11 protein-coding genes and 5 pseudogenes are annotated in these 16165 nt (G+C 50.3%); 8 read left to right on the top strand and 8 right to left on the bottom strand.

All coding sequences use genetic code 11. The features are described from left to right. Positions 1 to 71: 71 nt before the first annotated feature. The 4 genes from LGS26_RS00810 to cysC all read right to left on the bottom strand — a co-directional run bounded on the left by LGS26_RS00810 (position 72) and on the right by cysC (position 4211). Positions 72 to 1556, bottom strand: a complete 1485-nt coding sequence (locus tag LGS26_RS00810) for a methyltransferase domain-containing protein (protein WP_237888791.1) — start codon at positions 1554 to 1556, stop codon at positions 72 to 74. Next, positions 1549 to 2802, bottom strand: coding sequence for an ABC transporter ATP-binding protein (locus LGS26_RS09700; RefSeq protein WP_407932046.1), 1254 nt, complete (start codon positions 2800 to 2802; stop codon positions 1549 to 1551). The genes LGS26_RS00810 and LGS26_RS09700 overlap by 8 nt, the downstream gene beginning before the upstream one ends. Position 2803: 1 nt before the next feature. Next, positions 2804 to 3604 carry an ABC transporter permease gene (locus LGS26_RS00795; protein ID WP_237888790.1) on the bottom strand — a complete coding sequence of 267 codons (801 nt, stop codon included), beginning with the start codon at positions 3602 to 3604 and terminating at the stop codon, positions 2804 to 2806. 67 nt (positions 3605 to 3671) lie between these two features. Then, positions 3672 to 4211, bottom strand: coding sequence for an adenylyl-sulfate kinase (gene cysC / locus LGS26_RS00790; protein WP_237888789.1), 540 nt, complete (start codon positions 4209 to 4211; stop codon positions 3672 to 3674). A 297-nt stretch (positions 4212 to 4508) separates the two neighbouring features. Between cysC and LGS26_RS00785 the strand changes: the two genes are divergently transcribed. After that, the gene (locus tag LGS26_RS00785) at positions 4509 to 5303 is read left to right on the top strand and encodes a coiled-coil domain-containing protein (RefSeq protein WP_237888788.1); all 795 of its coding nucleotides are present in this window, start codon (positions 4509 to 4511) and stop codon (positions 5301 to 5303) included. A 17-nt stretch (positions 5304 to 5320) separates the two neighbouring features. On the opposite strand, the pseudogene LGS26_RS00780 reads toward LGS26_RS00785, so the two are convergent. After that, positions 5321 to 5543 (bottom strand): annotated as a pseudogene (locus LGS26_RS00780) (GDP-mannose 4,6-dehydratase); the annotation flags it as partial. Between LGS26_RS00780 and LGS26_RS00775 the strand changes: the two are divergent. The 4 genes and pseudogenes from LGS26_RS00775 (at position 5524) to LGS26_RS00760 (ending at position 7797) form a co-directional block, all read left to right on the top strand. Beyond that, positions 5524 to 5796 (top strand): annotated as a pseudogene (locus tag LGS26_RS00775) (type II toxin-antitoxin system Phd/YefM family antitoxin). The pseudogenes LGS26_RS00780 and LGS26_RS00775 sit on opposite strands and share 20 nt — an antisense overlap. Further along, positions 5796 to 6096: pseudogene (locus LGS26_RS00770) on the top strand (type II toxin-antitoxin system RelE/ParE family toxin); the annotation flags it as partial. The pseudogenes LGS26_RS00775 and LGS26_RS00770, both read left to right, overlap by 1 nt. 162 nt (positions 6097 to 6258) lie before the next feature. After that, a pseudogene (locus LGS26_RS00765) lies at positions 6259 to 6392 on the top strand (type II toxin-antitoxin system HicA family toxin). A 226-nt stretch (positions 6393 to 6618) separates the two neighbouring features. Further along, positions 6619 to 7797, top strand: coding sequence for an ATP-binding protein (locus tag LGS26_RS00760; RefSeq protein WP_237888787.1), 1179 nt, complete (start codon positions 6619 to 6621; stop codon positions 7795 to 7797). A gap of 123 nt (positions 7798 to 7920) precedes the next feature. Here LGS26_RS00760 and LGS26_RS00755 read toward each other — a convergent pair. Continuing rightward, positions 7921 to 8881: pseudogene (locus tag LGS26_RS00755) on the bottom strand (IS110 family RNA-guided transposase). A gap of 29 nt (positions 8882 to 8910) precedes the next feature. Between LGS26_RS00755 and LGS26_RS00750 the strand changes: the two are divergent. From LGS26_RS00750 to gmd, 3 genes are all read left to right on the top strand, one after another. Further along, a complete protein-coding gene (locus LGS26_RS00750; protein ID WP_237888749.1) occupies positions 8911 to 9057 on the top strand; it encodes a hypothetical protein in 147 nt (48 codons plus the stop codon). A 433-nt stretch (positions 9058 to 9490) separates the two neighbouring features. Further along, positions 9491 to 10450 (top strand): hypothetical protein, encoded by a 960-nt coding sequence (locus LGS26_RS00745; protein ID WP_237888786.1) that lies wholly within the window; start codon positions 9491 to 9493, stop codon positions 10448 to 10450. Between the two features lie 431 nt (positions 10451 to 10881). Then, positions 10882 to 11892 carry a GDP-mannose 4,6-dehydratase gene (gene gmd / locus LGS26_RS00740; RefSeq protein ID WP_237888785.1) on the top strand — a complete coding sequence of 337 codons (1011 nt, stop codon included), beginning with the start codon at positions 10882 to 10884 and terminating at the stop codon, positions 11890 to 11892. Positions 11893 to 11926: 34 nt separating this feature from the next. On the opposite strand, the gene murA is transcribed toward gmd, so the two are convergent. After that, on the bottom strand, positions 11927 to 13360 hold the full coding sequence (gene murA, locus LGS26_RS00735; protein ID WP_237888784.1) for a UDP-N-acetylglucosamine 1-carboxyvinyltransferase: 1434 nt from the start codon (positions 13358 to 13360) through the stop codon (positions 11927 to 11929). After that, complete coding sequence (secD, locus tag LGS26_RS00730; protein ID WP_237888783.1) at positions 13361 to 15940, bottom strand: protein translocase subunit SecD; 2580 nt, start codon at positions 15938 to 15940, stop codon at positions 13361 to 13363. Positions 15941 to 16165 lie beyond the last annotated feature (225 nt).

The following is a 16165-nucleotide window of genomic DNA, read 5'->3' as shown; positions in this document are numbered from 1 at the left end:
GGCGGGTCTGTGTGTTCGCCTATGCAATTTTTATAATCCCATCAATCTGTCATTTATCGCGCAGGGCGAATCTATCGACAATCATCCCTGCCGTGTCTCTCCATGGCCTCTTTGAGTTGCAGATATATCCTGTGCGCCCGAGGGGAGAGTTGCTGCAACTCGATATCTGTAACCGGCCGTGCTGCTGCGGGCTGCGGCTCCTGCCGCCCGTACATAAAACGCCTGTAGAAGGCCCGGGTGTTATCATACAGACCAAATTTACGGATGAAGTTTATGCAACGGCTCCGGAGGGCCGGATGAGAATCAAAGAAAGTTATGGATCGGACCAGAATCGGTTTTGCAACGGATTTTACAATGGTCTTTGTACGCGCCGCAAATCCTTGACCCTTGATGAGCCTTGCCTGATGGAAGACCAGACGCAATGGCCTTGTGACGCGCCATGAACGGCTATTATAGACAGCATTAAGCTCAAGCTCCAAACGCCCGACGCGCTCCCTTTCCATCTCAGCACGCCTCTCGGAGGCTTCAGCACGCTCCCTTGCAGCCTTTACATCATCCTCTGCACGCTGCAAGCGGGACTCTGTCTCAGCTAAACGCGAACTCAACAATGCTATTGCGTTACTTGCTTCCTCAGCACGCCTCTCGGAGGCTTCAGCACGCTCCCTTGCAGCCTTTACATCATCCTCTGCACGCTGCAAGCGGGACTCTGTCTCAGCTAAACGCGAACTCAACAATGCTATTGCGTTACTTGCTTGATCAAGCTTTTCGGTCAAAGCTTTCAACAGCTGTGATTTTTCGGCTGTTCTGTCTTCATCGTATTTTAAAGCCATTTGATCTATTTTCGTGCCAACCGGTTTGCTAATGTCAAAGATAGAGTCAAATTTAGAGAGCATACCGGCATCGGAGGAACCTTTTTGCGCCACCACGGCATAGTCAGGGCTGACTCCACTAAAGACATTCCATAACGTGGTTTTCGTCGTAAGAACGTCAATGGGTTGCTGGAGTCGCAGGATTTTGTGTCTAAAAAAGCCATGATATTCCACCAGAAAACTCAAAAGCTGAGGAGGAATGGGTCTCAGGTGAGTGGGATCCAAATAAAAATTAGTGGAAGAAACTATGAGGTTTTCAGGGTTGGGCGTTTCAATAATGAGAATACCCCCCGGGACAAGGACCCTTTGAGCTTCCTTAACCAGTTTATCGACCGTCTCGAAAGGCAGGTGCTCTACTAGATGAAACGCTGTGACCACGGCTTGAGAATTATCATTGAGAGCCTCGAGGGCTTCCACGGCGTCCATTTTTTCCACTGAAAATCCGAGGCTACGGGATACCTCAAGCATTCTGTCGTTTATATCGATTCCCTTTGCGTTAAAGCCGTTTTCTGCCATGAGCTCAAGCCATTCACCTCGACCGCATCCAAGATCGACGGCAGAGGGTCGGCTGTAGAATTCCATCAGAGGATTGACAAAAGGAAGATAGATAGACAGGCGGCTTTTGATCAAGGTTCGGGATCCTCTATGGCGTTCTTCGAAGGCGTAATAAAAAGCGTCGTCAGCCATTGCCTTTGCTCCCGGGATCAGAATGTGAAGGCTCATGCCATTTAATACAAATGGGTAGGTTACAGACACCTATGCCTAATGGATGATCTCCAGGTACTACCTGAAACACTAAGGCTCTATCCCACCAGTCGTAATTTCCTGAAACATGGCTGTGGCTTTTATGAAGGGCAACTGTTAGACTGTAACTTCCTGTTCCAAATAAAAGCTGAGGGATTTGAAAGTCCACCCAAATTTGCTGGTTTACGGGAGGCCATTTCGGGGAACAACCATGATGAAAGGTGTTGGTCCCGAAGACGTCATTACCCAAACGATCTCGAAAGAGTATTCCCACGGTCAGATCTTCAATAGGCTTGTGGATTCTGGTGCCAACTCGAACGGTCACCGGTTCCCCGCTTCTTACCGCTCTTACCGCAGTGCCGTTGTTTAATAGCTCGACTGCGGTAATTTCCGCATGTCCGCTTCCGGAGCGCGTTATTTTGTGCCCAGTTTCCATTTCTACTTGGCGGATCTTCAAGTCCTCCTTTGCTTTCACTATTAATGCGTTGTAGTAATCTAGGACGGCATCTGGTGAATCGTCTTTTACCAAAAGTCCGGTGTCAAGCAATAAAGCCCGATCGCACAGAGTTTTAACCATGGCAGGGCTGTGAGAGACGAAAAGCAAGGTAGTGCCTCTGTCACTAAAGCTTCGTATACGGTCAAAACTTTTGTGCTGAAACGCGGCATCCCCCACAGAGAGCGCCTCATCAACGATCAGAATATCTGGCCTCACGCATGTTGCCACAGAGAAGGCCAGCCTCACCTGCATGCCACTGGAATATACACGCACGGGCTGATCGATGTAGTCTCCGATCTCCGCAAACTCCTCGATCTCACGCATCTTCGCCGTCACCTCGTCACGGGTCATGCCCTTTAACTGCGCAGCCATATAGACGTTCTCACGGCCTGTGAAGTCAGGGTGAAACCCCATGCCCAGCTCCAAAAGGGCAGAAACTCGACCTCCAACCTCAACCGTGCCGGTGGTAGACTTCACTGTGCCGGTAACGATCTTAAGTAACGTGCTCTTCCCAGCGCCATTTACGCCCACAATGCCCACGGCCTCGCCGGGCTGCACCTCGAAACTCACGTCCCTAAGCACCCACTTGAGCTCGTGATGTACGCCAAGCCCCAACCACTCCAAAAAACGGCCGGATTTCTTGCGATAGCGTTTATAGGCCTTGCCAATGCCGTTTACACGAATATAGCCCATTTTATAACTCATCCACGATCTCGCCGCTGAGCCTCCAGAATGCGAACATACCCAGATAAACCAGACCAATCGAAAGGACCCCGGGATAGATAAGGCTGGCCCAGTCAGGGAAACGCCCGTCGAGAAATATCGTGTGCATGGCGTTTATCAAAGACCACATCGGGTTCCACTTCAGGAATGCGGCTGCGAAGGGAGGCAGCGTCTTGTTTGCATACACGATCGGCGTCAGCCAGAACCAGAATTGCAGGACGATCCCCATAGTCTGCTCCACATCCCTGTAAAATACGTTTATGGTGCCTAGAAGAATGCCAAGCCCTATGCCAAAAGCGACAAGGATGGCTATGACAGGGATGGCCGCCACGACTGGCAGGCCCGGGAAATTGCCGCTGACGACGAGAAAGGCGATAAAGATGGCCATTACGATCGCGTAATTTATAAGGCTTGAGAAGGTCAGGATAAGCGGCAGGCAGAGCTTGGGGAAACTGATCTTTTTCAAGAGGTTCGCATTCTGCACGAATATGCCCACAGAGCGGCCCAGGAGTTCGCTGAAAAAACCCCAGGTCAGGACCCCTGCGCAGAGATATATGCTGTAGGCGAATCTGGAGTCGTGGCCTGGCAGGGACGGCTTCATGATCTCGGCGAACACCAGCGTGTATATGGTGATCATGGAAAGCGGCTGGATTATGGTCCACAGAAAGCCGAACTGGGTGTTGCGGTACCTTGTATGGAACTCGCGCTTGACGCTTGCCGCGATAAAACCGCGAAAGGCCCAGACATCCCGAAGCATCCCGACAGAGATCATATATTCAGGTTAACGGTGGATAAAATGATAAACTGGCGAAACCGCCAGATGCTTACAAGCATTGTATTCATGTCGTTATAAGCCCCTTTTCTTTAAGAAAATCCATCAACCTCATAATGCATTCATCTTTCGAATCCCGCTCTGTGTCAAGGATTATATCGGGGTTTTGTGGTATTTCATAAAGTGAGTCAATCCCTGTAAAATTTTTAATAAGGCCCTGCCTGGCCTTTTTATAGAGGCCCTTCGGGTCTCTCTTTTCGCATGTCTCAAGCGAGGCCTTTACATAAACCTCTATAAATTGATAACCCTTTGCAGCGACGATCCCTCTGGCCAAGAGTCTTTCCGCCTCAAGGGGCGCAATAAAGGCGGCGATTACAAAAAGGCCGGCATCGAGCAGGATAGCTGAGACCTCTGCCACCCGTCTAATGTTTTCCGTCCTGTGAGAGTCTGAAAAACCGAGGTCTTTGCAAAGCCCCTTGCGGATTATGTCGCCGTCGAGGAGATAAAAATGATGGTTTAATTTTTTAAGCTTTTCGCAAAAAAGGCTGGAAAGAGTAGACTTCCCTGCACCGCTCAGCCCGGTAAACCATATCAGATGAGGGACCATGGCAACCATTTGTTTGTTGTTATTTTTTATGCGCTGCACTATATTTTATAAATAATACCCGGCAAATCAGGCCTCTTCCCTTTTTACCCGCTCCAGATCCGCATCCATCATCATGACATCAGTTCATTTCATTGCCGCAATATAATTTAAGCATGATCAAGATCAAGCCAAAAAGGTATTTATTTTCAGGAGCTGCTTGGGTTTATTAAAGATTATTTTTAAATTTTCTAAAGGTATTTATTTTTTCTCTTTTGTGATATATTTTTAAAATTCAATAGATTTTAAGGGGCTTCATCCGTGTCTGTGATCGAATTGGTGAGAATGTTGGATAAGGTCGAACCCTCGCTTCGTTCCATACTTCTGGGGATCCTTGAGGAGATGGAGCGCCAACAGCGGGATCGTGTCACCAAAAATGAGTTTAACGAACTCAAGGAGGTCGTGCGCGAGCTTGCCGAGGCGCAGAAAAAGACAGAGGAACGGCTGTGCCGTCTGGAGGATACGGTAAGGGAGCTTGCCGAGGCGCAGAAAAAGACAGAGGAACGGCTGTGCCGTTTGGAGGATACGGTAAGGGAGCTTGCCGAGGCGCAGAAAAGGACGGAACAGAGGGTAGGGGAGCTTGCCGAGGCACAGAAAAGGACGGAACAGGAGCTCGGCAATCTAGCCAAACAGGTAGGCGGGCTTTCTGATGCTGTGGGATACGGCATCGAAGACAGGCTCATGCCATACATTCCAGCCTATGCGAAAAGGGTCTTCGGTCTCGAGATATTGAGGGTATCGAGAAAAAATATTGAATACGGCGCCGATAGATATGACGAGGTGAACATCCTGGCCGAGGGTAAGGATGCAAACGGCAATCCTGTATATCTTGTTGGAGAGTGCAAGGCCCAACCAGGGAAGAAGGATGCCGACCGTTTCGCAGCCATGCTGGAGCGCCTTTCTGCAGTGCTTGGTAAAAACATACAGGCAATGCTCATCGGGTACACATTCACCCCTCAAGTCGAGAAATATATGGCCGGACGATATCCAACTATCAAACCGGTCAAGACCTATGAAATTGAGATGGGGGCGATAGGCAAAGGCTTCGCCGGTTGAAGATATGACCGGACGGATCAGGCAAGTTCCCTTTTTACCCGCTCCAGATCCGCATCCATCATCATGACAATCAGTTCATTCAGGCCTGTCCTGGCCTCCCAGCCGAGCCTGGCCTTTGCCTTGGCCGGGTTGCCGATAAGCACATCAACCTCTGCCGGCCTGTAAAATTCTGGGTCGATCACCTTCAAGGCCCCTGAGCGGTGATTCGTGGTTGAAAAGGATGCCTGACGAGCACGGCAATGGCGGCAGTTACCTGAAGGCCCATGCCGCAGAAATCGTGCGTAACCTGTCGGGGCAAGGTGAACCCCTGGTCATCACCTAGAATGGCGAAGCTAAGGTCGTTATGCAGGACATCGAAAGCTATGAGCAGACCCAGGAGACCATGGCCCTTCTGAAGATTCTTGCGCTCGGCACGCTTCAGATTGAGGAAGGCAAGGTCCAGCCTGCCGGTGATGTCATTCAGCGACTTCGAAACCAGAGCAAGGGTCGCTGATGACTTTCCAAATATTTCTGACCGACGATGCGTCCCGGGACCTGGAAGAATTGAATCACACGACGCGCCGGGAAAAGCGGATTAGTTTTCTCTCAAATAGAGAAGGCCTTTTCGAGCCTCTCTGAAAATCCGGAGCGAGGAGCCTATCCGAAGGAACTGCTGGCCGTTGGACTTTGCGAGTACCGTGAGATTTTTTTCAAACCCTACCGCATCATTTACCGCGTCATGGCCGAAAATGTATACGTCATGGTGATTGCCGATGGCCGTTGCGATATGCAGACATTGCTGCAACGACGTCTTTTCAGGCATAACTCCCCCTTGCCCCCTCAATTACCCCGCTACAGCACGGTGGCTCATGGGAACCGCTTGGTGCGGACCAGCATGCTAGAATGATTGCACCTATCGAGGTTATGGTGCGTGGGTGAGAAAATCCAAAGACTGACAGCCAAAGAAGCTGAAAAAATGTTATTTGACAGCGGATTTGTGCTCATTAGACAAAAAGCAGCCATCGTATTTATCTCAAAGGAAACCATCGAATGGTTCTGCCACATCATGCGGGCGGAATCCTTCACCCAAAATCATCAAATAACTTTTAATGTTATTGAAAAGTGCAAATAATCTGTCCTGGCTCACCAGTATAATAAAGGCCTGTCCGTCCTTAGCTTCAAGAAAATAGGATAAAAAAGGACAGGCATTTTTGTGGTTTTTGTGGGGTAAGAGGGGGTAATAGATATGACAGTAGCGCGTAGGGATTTGAAATAGTATAACGTACAAATATAAACTTTAACTTGTAAATTGTACCATTTTTGTTAACTTGGATTTATGATTGAGAGAAAAATTGAGCCAGTATTAAAAAAATTATCTACTCAGTATCCCATTGTCACCATTACGGGGCCGAGGCAGAGTGGCAAAACCACACTGTGCAGAGCTACATTCCCGGATTATCAGTATGTAAACCTCGAAGCCCTGGATGTAAGGGCCTTTGCACTTAGCGACCCGCGAGGCTTTCTCAACCAATACAGCAATCGTGTTATATTAGATGAGATTCAAAGAGTTCCATCGCTACTTTCTTATTTGCAGGTTATTGTCGATGAAAGAAAAGAGCCAGGACAGTTTATAATTACAGGTAGTCAACAGTTTGAGATAATTAGTAACATAAGCCAGACACTTGCGGGTAGGACAGCACTGTTAAAATTGTTACCTCTTAGTATTTCTGAAATTCAGACTCATTATGATATAAGCTCAATCGAAAGTTTAATATTAAATGGTGGTTATCCTCGTATATATGACATGTCCTTAAATCCTAATCAGGCAATGGCTGATTATCTTGTGACATATGTAGAGCGAGACTTAAGACAGCTTGTTAACATTAAGGATTTAAGTCTTTTTGAGAAATTTCTAAAATTATGTGCCGGCAGAATCGGACAGGTTTTAAACCTCAACAGCTTAGCAAATGATGTCGGGGTATCCGGGACCACTGCCAAGGCATGGCTGACACTTCTTGAGGCAAGTTTTGTTGTTTTTCTTTTGCCCCCTTGGTTTGGCAATGTATCCAAAAGATTGATAAAATCACCAAAATTATATTTTTACGATGTGGGCCTGGCCAGTTATCTTCTTGGGCTTGAAAATGAAAATCAGGTGGAGAGAGACCCGTTGAGAGGGAATCTCTTTGAAAATTTAGTCCTGATGGAAATTTTAAAGTACAGATATAATTTGGGCAAAAGAAGTAATCTGTACTTTTATCGGGATAATAAAGGGGATGAGGTTGATATAATTTATGAGTTGGGGAGGGATCTGTTTCCTATGGAGGTTAAAGCCGGTGCCACGGTAGCTGAAGATTTTTTTAAAAATATCAGGAAGTTTTTTAAAATATATAAACATACACCATTTGGAGGTGCGGTAATTTATGGTGGTAAGACACCTCAATTAAGAACAGATATTAAAGTATATACAGTGTGGGATATTGAAAAGATGCTGGAAGGGTTGAAAGCCCCCCTGTAGATACTGTTATCCATGTCAAGTGCCATGATGTAATATAATACCGTTGGTTGAGTCAAAGATTTATCCTATTTTTGAGCCGTAGTGCTTGGGCTTCGAGGCTTATAGATGGAAACATGGCGCCAGTTAAACGCCATGGAGGGCCGGATCGAACGGCTTACCAGACTTGAGGATGCCAAAGGCAACATGGATCAGTTTGCGCATCATGGCGCCAATAATGACCATGGGCGTCTTTCCTGCCGAGGCCAGGCGATCTCTGAACGCACGTCCCCATGCGGTCTTGGTGATGGCGACCATGGCAGGCATATAGAGCGCCTTACGCAAAAGCGTATGCCCCATCTTGGACAGGCGAGGTTTGCCACGGACGCTGCTTCCTGACTCATGTTGACGCGGATCGAGTCCGGCGAAGGCGGCAGCCTGTCTGGCATTTTCGAACCGAGGCGGCCCACCGTAGTACGACAGCAGCACAGGAATGGTTTTCTCGCCCAGACCGGGAATGCTGTCGAGAATCTCACGCTGTTCCTTAAGGTCGGGATCATTGTCGATCTTTTTGCGGATAGAGTCCTCAATCTCAATGATGGCTTTTCAGATACTCAAGATGCCCCTCAATATCTTTGCGTACTGCTTCGCGGGCCACCAGTAGACGATTTTTCTCCTGTGTGCACATGGCGTCCAGCGCCTGACGCCTGGCCACCAATGCCCTGAGTTCCCTGATGGCCGCAGAGGGCGCCTGCCATGGCTCCGGATGGTGAGTCACGCAATACTCGGCGATCAGTCTGGCATCCACACGGTCGGTCTTGGTGCGTACCCCGGAGGCGGCGCCGAACGCCTTGATTCTTGCCGGGTTAACGACACTGACCGTGAAGTCTGTATCGGAGAGGTGCTCGGCCACGGCCTCCCAATATGTTCCGGTCGCCTCCATGCAGACATGAAGGTCAGAAACATCATGCTTGGTCAGCCAGGCTGTAAGGGCCTCAAAACCCTGGACGGTGTTGTCAACGATCCTGCTACGAAACTTGCCCTCTGGAAGACGCAGGGCGCAATCCAGTTTGGCTTTTGCCACATCGATTCCAAGTGTGTGTCTCATAATAATCCCTCGCGCAATCAACCTTGTAAATGCGGGCTTCCGGCTATGCCGGGCCAAAGATACTGTCCGATTTCTCGCAAAAAGAAGGGGAAGACCGGCGCATTATCTACGCGGCGAGCTTTCAGCTCAAGGATGCGCACGGCGTCCGGTCTTCTCTCTCGGTCAAACCCGAGTAAAGCAACAACACGTTCACAATACAAGGATGCGCTGAGGAACGAGGCGCATCGTTGCAGGTTCGGAACCCCTGTTTTTGGACACATTGGGGCTGATGCCTTTTCTAGAAATAGAGAGCTCTTTACCGGCGGTATCGCAATAACCCAATCACAACACGAAGGCTCTATTTCGTGCTGGAAACCTTGTTTTTGGCGAGCTCTTAAAGCACGCGAGCACAGCAGAAGGTGACTCCGCCTGATGTACTATCGGGATGCAGACAAGTTCGAGGTCGATATTTTCGGCAGTCAGCCCTGGTGTTTGACATCTGCCTGCCTGAGCGATACATTCGATGTGAGTATGCTGCTTCAGAAGGGTGAATAGGGTGAACGCCCAGGAGCAGGGCTGTTTAGCTTGCGGTTGCAGGGCGTTTGAATAGTTTTTTTGTCGGGAGGTTTTATGCTGAACACCTTTAAGATATATCAGGAGCTGATGGCCAGAATGGATCAGGCTGCTGCCGAGACCCTTACCAATATTCTGGGGCAGATTTACGAAGACCTGAAAAACACCGTGACTCAGCAGGATTTTGCTCAGCTGAAAGCCGTTGTCGTCGAGCTTGCGGAGGCCCAAAAGCGCACAGAGCAGCGTGTTGCTGAGCTTGCGGAGGCCCAAAAGCGCACAGAGCAGCGTGTTGCTGAGCTTGCGGAGGCCCAAAAGCGCACGGAAGAGCGTTTGGACCGTTTGGAACAGACTGTTGCTGAGCTTGCGGAGGCCCAAAAGCGCACAGAGCAGCGTGTTGCTGAGCTTGCGGAGGCCCAAAAGCGCACGGAAGAGCGTTTGGACCGTTTGGAACAGACTGTTGCTGAGCTTGCGGAGGCCCAAAAGCGCACGGAAGAGCGTTTGGACCGTTTGGAACAGACTGTTGCTGAGCTTGCGGAGGCCCAAAAAGAAACCGAACGTAGATTGCAAGACCTCATAGGTGAGGTGAAGGATATCAAGGTACAATTGGGCGGGCTTTCTATGGCCGTTGGTTATGGTATAGAAGATAAGCTGATGCCTTTCATGCATCGTTTTGTGCCCAGGGTATACGGTGCCATGCCCAAGATTGTGGAGCGGAAAAACGTACGCTATTCCAAAGACAGTTTTGACGAGGTGAACATCTATATGGAGGCCATAAAGGATGGCCAACAGGTGCTGATAGTGGGAGAGTGTAAGGCCCATCCGGGCAAGAAAGACCTGAAGCGGTTCGATGCAATGCTTTCGCGCCTGAGCGACCACTTCAAGATGCCGGTGCAGGGTTTTATCGTTGGCTATGCCTTTTCTCCTGAGATAGAGGACCTGTTGGCCCAAAGGTATTCGCACATCAAGGCCTTCAAGACCTATGAAATAGAACGAATAGCTGCTGAAGAGGTGGTGTAGACACGTGCTCTCCTTACGTATGCTTCGAGATGCCTGGGCCTTGTGTGAGTTTATTTTCGCCAATGTCAAGCTGGACTTTCATGTCCGCTATCGGAATACTCAGTTCGGTCTTGCCTGGACGGTCCTTCAGCCCCTGGCCACGATTCTCATTTACACCGTGATATTGCCGGGCTCATGAAGCCGTCCCTGCCAGACCACGACTCTCCATTTGCCTACAGTATCTACCTCTGCTCAGGCGTGCTCACCTGAGGGACAAGCATATTTGTTTTTATTTTGTCATATTCGGCCATTGATATGGACCTGAGAATATGTAGAATACAATAATGACTTAACTATTTACTGGGTCTATCAAAAGAGGCATGGGTCTTCAATCTCATTTTTGATCCGCAAAAAAGAAAACGTTTAAAACAAAAGAACGAAAGGGGTGTATCATGAAGAGGGCACTGATAACAGGTATTCGAGGCCAAGACGGCGCATATCTTGCCAAACTGCTTTTGGAAAAGGGTTATGAGGTCTATGGCGCGGACAGGCGAAGCGGCGACTCCAGCAACTGGAGGCTCAAGGAGCTGGGCATTGAGTCCCATGTGAAGATAGTCTATATGGACCTTCTGGAGCTCACCAACATTTTGCGCACCATCGAAAAGATCAAACCAGACGAGGTCTATAACCTGGCGGCCCAGAGCTTTGTGAAGGTCTCCTTTGATCAGCCCATTTTGACAGCAGACATAGACGCCATGGGGGTCTTGAGGCTTTTGGAGGCCCTACGCACTTACAACCCATCCGCTCGCTTTTATCAGGCCTCCACCTCCGAGATGTTTGGCAGAGTGCAGGAGGTGCCCCAGAGCGAAAAGACCCCTTTTTATCCGCGCAGTCCCTATGGAGTTTCCAAGCTCTTCGCCCACTGGATGACCGTAAATTACCGGGAATCCTACGGCATGTTTGCCTGTTCGGGCATACTGTTTAATCACGAGTCCCCTTTTCGCGGTCTGGAGTTCGTCACGCGCAAGATCACTCATGCCATAGCGCAGATCAAAAGGGGCAGGCTGGACAAGGTGGTCGTGGGCAATTTGGATTCCAAGCGGGACTGGGGTTATGCCCCTGAATATGTGAATGCTATGTGGCGTATGCTTCAGCAGGAAAGCCCTGACGACTATGTGATCGCCACCGGTGAGACGCACACGGTGCGAGAGTGGATCGAGTGCGCCTTTAAGGCCGTTGAATATGAGATAGCCTGGGAGGGTGCCGGTGTGAATGAAAAGGGTAGGGATGTGAAAACCGGCAAGGTGCTGGTGGAGGTATCGCCCGAATACTTCAGGCCTGCAGAGGTGGAACTGCTCATTGGTGATGCCTCCAAGGCTCAGAGACAACTGAATTGGCGGCCCCAGACCACCTTCAGCCGTCTATTGGAGATTATGGTGGAGGCGGATCTGAGAAGAGAGTAAGGGAGGCAAACTATTTTTATACGTGTTATCTAATTTATGTTATGTCTATCCTTTCTCTTTTTATTCTTGCACCTACGGCTGAAAGTTTTCCCTCCATATCTTCATAGCCCCTGTCAAGGTGATAAACCCTTAAAATTGTAGTTATCCCTTTTGCGGCAAGGCCTGCAAGCACTAGAGATGCGCTGGCCCTCAAGTCAGTAGCCATGACCGGTGCGCCGTTAAGCTCCTTCACCCCGCGTACTATAGCGCTTCTGCCTTCAACTTTTATATCTGCGCCGAGTCTTTGGAGCTCGGCCACGTGCATGAAGCGGTTTTCGAATATGGTCTCTGTTATGACGCTCAGACCCTCAGCCATGGACATCAAGACCATTATCTGCGCCTGGAGATCAGTTGGAAAACCTGGGTAAGGCAGTGTCTTGATATCAACACTCTGAAGCCGTCCCTTCTTTTTGACAAAAATTTGATCTCCGGATGCATTGATTTGAAGGCCTGCACATCTGAGTTTTGAGATGACTGCCTGGAGATGCTCGGCCCGTACGTCTTTAAGTGTAAGTTCTCCGCCTGCTGCACCGACCGCCATCATGTATGTCCCGGTTTCTATGCGGTCCGGAATAATGCGCCATGCCACCGGTCTGAGATCATTTACACCTTCTATTGTTATGGTCGGCGTCCCAAGGCCGCTTATGCGCGCCCCCATAAGATTCAGCATCTCGCCGAGGTGTACTACTTCAGGTTCACGCGCAGCGTTTTTAAGTACTGTTTTGCCTTTGGCTAGGGTGGCGGCCATCATAAGATTTTCCGTACCTGTGACCGTAGGGGTATCAAGATATATCTCTGTCCCTTTAAGTCTGGATGCAGAGGCCTCGACATAGCCGCCTTTGAGTTTGAGACGTGCACCCATCTTTTCAAGGCCCTTGAGATGGAGGTCGATCGGCCTTGCCCCGATTGCGCAGCCGCCGGGAAGCGAGATGCGGGCCTTTCCGGCCCTCGCGACAAGGGGCCCGAGGACCAGTATGGATGCCCGCATGGTGCGGACCAGGTCATAGGCCGCCTCCAGGCCTGAAAGATCTGATGAGTCGATATGAAGCGTACGGATATATTTATATCCGTCTTTCCCGATGTCCTTAGCCGACCGGTCCGAGGACGTTCGCCATTCCCTTTCCTGGCAGTGGGCGTCCTGTGTATCGACTGTACAGGACGAGTAGAGGCCGCCCATGACCTCCTTGTCGGTATAATAGACACCTTCAGACACATGCAAGGGCCTTTCCATTTCAGCGACATGCACCCCAAGGCCCTTGAGAAGGGTCAGGAACGTGTTTATATCCCTGAGTCTCGGGCAGTTGTCTATGTGGAATGGGCCGCCGGTCAGGATGGTTGCGGCAAGGACTGGCAGGGCTGCATTCTTCGCGCCGCTTATCCTGACCTCGCCCTTAAGGCTGTGCCCACCTTCTATCTTTAGCTGATCCATTTATTTTCTAAGGGGGGCCTGGCCCTTGTGCCATAGATATACAATTGGGCTTGCCACAAAGACCGATGAGTATGTCCCGACGATTACACCCATCATGAGCGCAAGGGCGAAGCTGTGGATCACGACGCCGCCGAAGAAGAAGAGGCTTATGGTGACGAGGAGTGTGGTCCCTGAGGCCATGATCGTCCGTCCGAGCATCTCGTTTACGCTCTTGTTGATCATCTCAGCAAAGGTCAGCTTCGGATAGCGTTTAATACTCTCCCTGATCCTGTCAAAGACAACGACCGTGTCCGTAAGAGAGTAGCCGGCAAGGGTGAGAAGCGCGGTGACTATCAGGAGCGTTATCTCGTTGCCAAGAAGATATAGGACGCCGAGGACGGCCAGGACATCATGAAAGGTGGCTATAGCGGCCGCGACGCCGAAGCTGAAATCGAACCTGAACGCCAGATAGACCAGGATTCCTGCAAGCGAGATGGCTATGGCGACAAGGGCCTTGTTTCTCAGGTCGCGGCTTACGGTCGAGCCTATCTCGGACTTACTCTCAACCGTGAACCTTGTACCGGTAACGCCCCTTGAAAGGGCGTTTGTGACCTTTTCCTCGATGCTTTCCACCCTTGTCATGGATTTTTTGACCTCGACTATGAGCACGTTTTCACTCGGGACATCCTGAAGCGTATAGTCCTTTACGTCGGCGCTTTCCATGGCTTGGCGCACCTGATCGAGCCTGAAGGGCCTGTCCGCCTTGTACTGGATCATGGTCCCACCGGCGAAGTCGACGCCTAGGTTGGCATCCCCCCTCATAATCTGCACAAAGGCCAGGAGTCCGAGGGCGACAAGCACCCCTGATATGACGAATGTGATATTGCGTCTGCCGATAAAATCAATATTCGTGTCTTTTATGATCCTCAGGAACCGTATGTCCTTTATGGCGTTTTTGGCGATGATGAAGTCATAGACGATCCTTGTCCCGAAGATGGCTGTGAAGAGGTTTATGATGATGCCTGCCGAGAGCGTGACAGCAAAGCCTTTGATCGGGCCGGTCCCGAAGAGAAACAGGGCGAAGGCGGTTATGAGTGTGGTCACGTGTGCGTCGACGATGGTCCAGAATGCCTTGTCATAGCCGCCGTCTATAAAGGCCTTGAGCGGTCTGCCCAACGCCCGCTCCTCCCTCATCCGTTCAAATATGAGGACGTTTGAGTCAACACCCATGCCTATGGTGAGTATGATACCAGCAATGCCGGGCAACGTCAGTGTCGCATGCAGGAGGGAAAGGACGGCCATCAGAAAGAGTATGTTCATGACAGCCGCCACGTCTGCGATGAGGCCGGAGAGCCTGTAGTAAATCAGCATGAGCATGATGACCATGGCCGCACCGATAAGTCCTGCCGTTATCCCCTTTTGTATGGAGTCCTTGCCGAGCGACGGCCCCACGGTGACATTTTGGATGATGTGCACCGGCGCTGGGAGGGCGCCGGCCCTCAAGACGATAGCGAGGTCGGATGCCTCTTCGTAGGTGAAGGAACCGGTGATCTGTGCGCTCCCTCCAGCTATCCTCTCCCTGATCACAGGGGCCGAGCGCGCAACGCCATCCAGGATGATCGCAAGGCGTTTGCCTACGTTGTTCCCCGTTATCTTCTCGAAGAGCCTGGCCCCGCGATCAGTGAGTTCGAGCTCGACATAGGGTTCGTTGAATTGTCCCCCTACGCGCACCCTGGCCGTCTTTACCGCATCCCCTGTCATCACCGCCTTCGCTTTGACAAGTAGAGGTCTTTTCCTCTCTCTTTCCTCTTGGAACTCCCTTTCCTTCAGGACTACGACCTCGTCATCCTTCGGGATTTCGTTCTTGAGTGCATCATTTAAGGCCTTCGTATCGTAGTCAGGTGAGAGCCTCCCTGACTCGACCGCTTCTCTTACGAGTCTGTCGAGCCCTGCGCTGTTTTCATCGTCCACCAACTTGAACTCTAGCTGCGCAGTCTGTCCGATGAGATTTATGGCCCTTTTCGGGTCCTTTACGCCGGGGAGCTGCACTACTATATTTTGCGACCCTTGTCTTACGATGACCGGTTCCGCAACGCCGAACTGGTCGATCCGGTTGCGTATGATCTCAAGGGACTGGTCGACCGCGTTGTCCCTGATGAATTTTTCCTCATGGGCCGAGAGGCCTATGCTGATCTCAGGGAAGTTTCCCTCCTGCCTTTCCCCTGTTATCCGGAGGTTTGGAAATTCCTCCTTGATTATGGCCTCCACTCTGGCAAGGGACTCGGCATTTGGAAGCAGATACGTTATTTCACCCGGCTTTGCAGTCTGTTTCATCACGACCGTGATCTGTTTCCGCCCAAGGGTGTCTTTCAGGTCTTTTGCCGCGAGTTCCGCGGCGTTTTTGACCGCCTGGTCCACATCCACCTGTAGCGTGAGATACATGCCGCCCTGGAGATCAAGCCCCAGCTTCAACCCTTCGCTATAGAGGTATTTTTTAAACCAGTCAGGGACGTTGTTCGAGAAGGACGGATAGACAATGAGCGCTGATATGATTGTAAGTGCGGCGACCAGTAAAAATTTCCATTTTAGACCTTTCGGCATGGTATTCTCCCATAAAAGACCCCTGCGTCTGGCAGGTTTTATTCTTACCTTTAGGCATTAAAAGAATACTTTTAGCCAAAAAACATGTGGATTTCAAGGATAAAAAGGCCCCTCGATGAAAGAGGGGCCAAAAAAATGAGATCTTATTTCACCCTCGCCCTGGTCCTCTTCATCAAAGAAGAGAGAGGAATACGCTGGAGGTAGCGTTCCCTGCCTCAGCATCAA

Source organism: Dissulfurimicrobium hydrothermale, from assembly GCF_022026155.1.
Classification (GTDB): Bacteria; Desulfobacterota; Dissulfuribacteria; order Dissulfuribacterales; family Sh68; genus Dissulfurimicrobium; species Dissulfurimicrobium hydrothermale.
Note: the sequence above shows the minus strand (reverse complement) of the source record. Positions and strands in the feature narration are given on the sequence as shown.

What these genes read in the sequence shown, in the direction of transcription:
- gmd (WP_237888785.1), top strand. Translation starts at nt 10,882, where the DNA reads ATGAAGAGGGCACTGATAACAGGTATTCGAGGCCAAGACGGCGCATAT.
- LGS26_RS00745 (WP_237888786.1), top strand. Translation starts at nt 9,491, where the DNA reads ATGCTGAACACCTTTAAGATATATCAGGAGCTGATGGCCAGAATGGAT.
- LGS26_RS00750 (WP_237888749.1), top strand. Translation starts at nt 8,911, where the DNA reads ATGCGGGCTTCCGGCTATGCCGGGCCAAAGATACTGTCCGATTTCTCG.
- LGS26_RS09700 (WP_407932046.1), bottom strand. Translation starts at nt 2,802, where the DNA reads ATGGGCTATATTCGTGTAAACGGCATTGGCAAGGCCTATAAACGCTAT.
- murA (WP_237888784.1), bottom strand. Translation starts at nt 13,360, where the DNA reads ATGGATCAGCTAAAGATAGAAGGTGGGCACAGCCTTAAGGGCGAGGTC.
- cysC (WP_237888789.1), bottom strand. Translation starts at nt 4,211, where the DNA reads ATGGTCCCTCATCTGATATGGTTTACCGGGCTGAGCGGTGCAGGGAAG.
- LGS26_RS00760 (WP_237888787.1), top strand. Translation starts at nt 6,619, where the DNA reads ATGATTGAGAGAAAAATTGAGCCAGTATTAAAAAAATTATCTACTCAG.
- LGS26_RS00795 (WP_237888790.1), bottom strand. Translation starts at nt 3,604, where the DNA reads ATGATCTCTGTCGGGATGCTTCGGGATGTCTGGGCCTTTCGCGGTTTT.
- secD (WP_237888783.1), bottom strand. Translation starts at nt 15,940, where the DNA reads ATGCCGAAAGGTCTAAAATGGAAATTTTTACTGGTCGCCGCACTTACA.
- LGS26_RS00810 (WP_237888791.1), bottom strand. Translation starts at nt 1,556, where the DNA reads ATGGCTGACGACGCTTTTTATTACGCCTTCGAAGAACGCCATAGAGGA.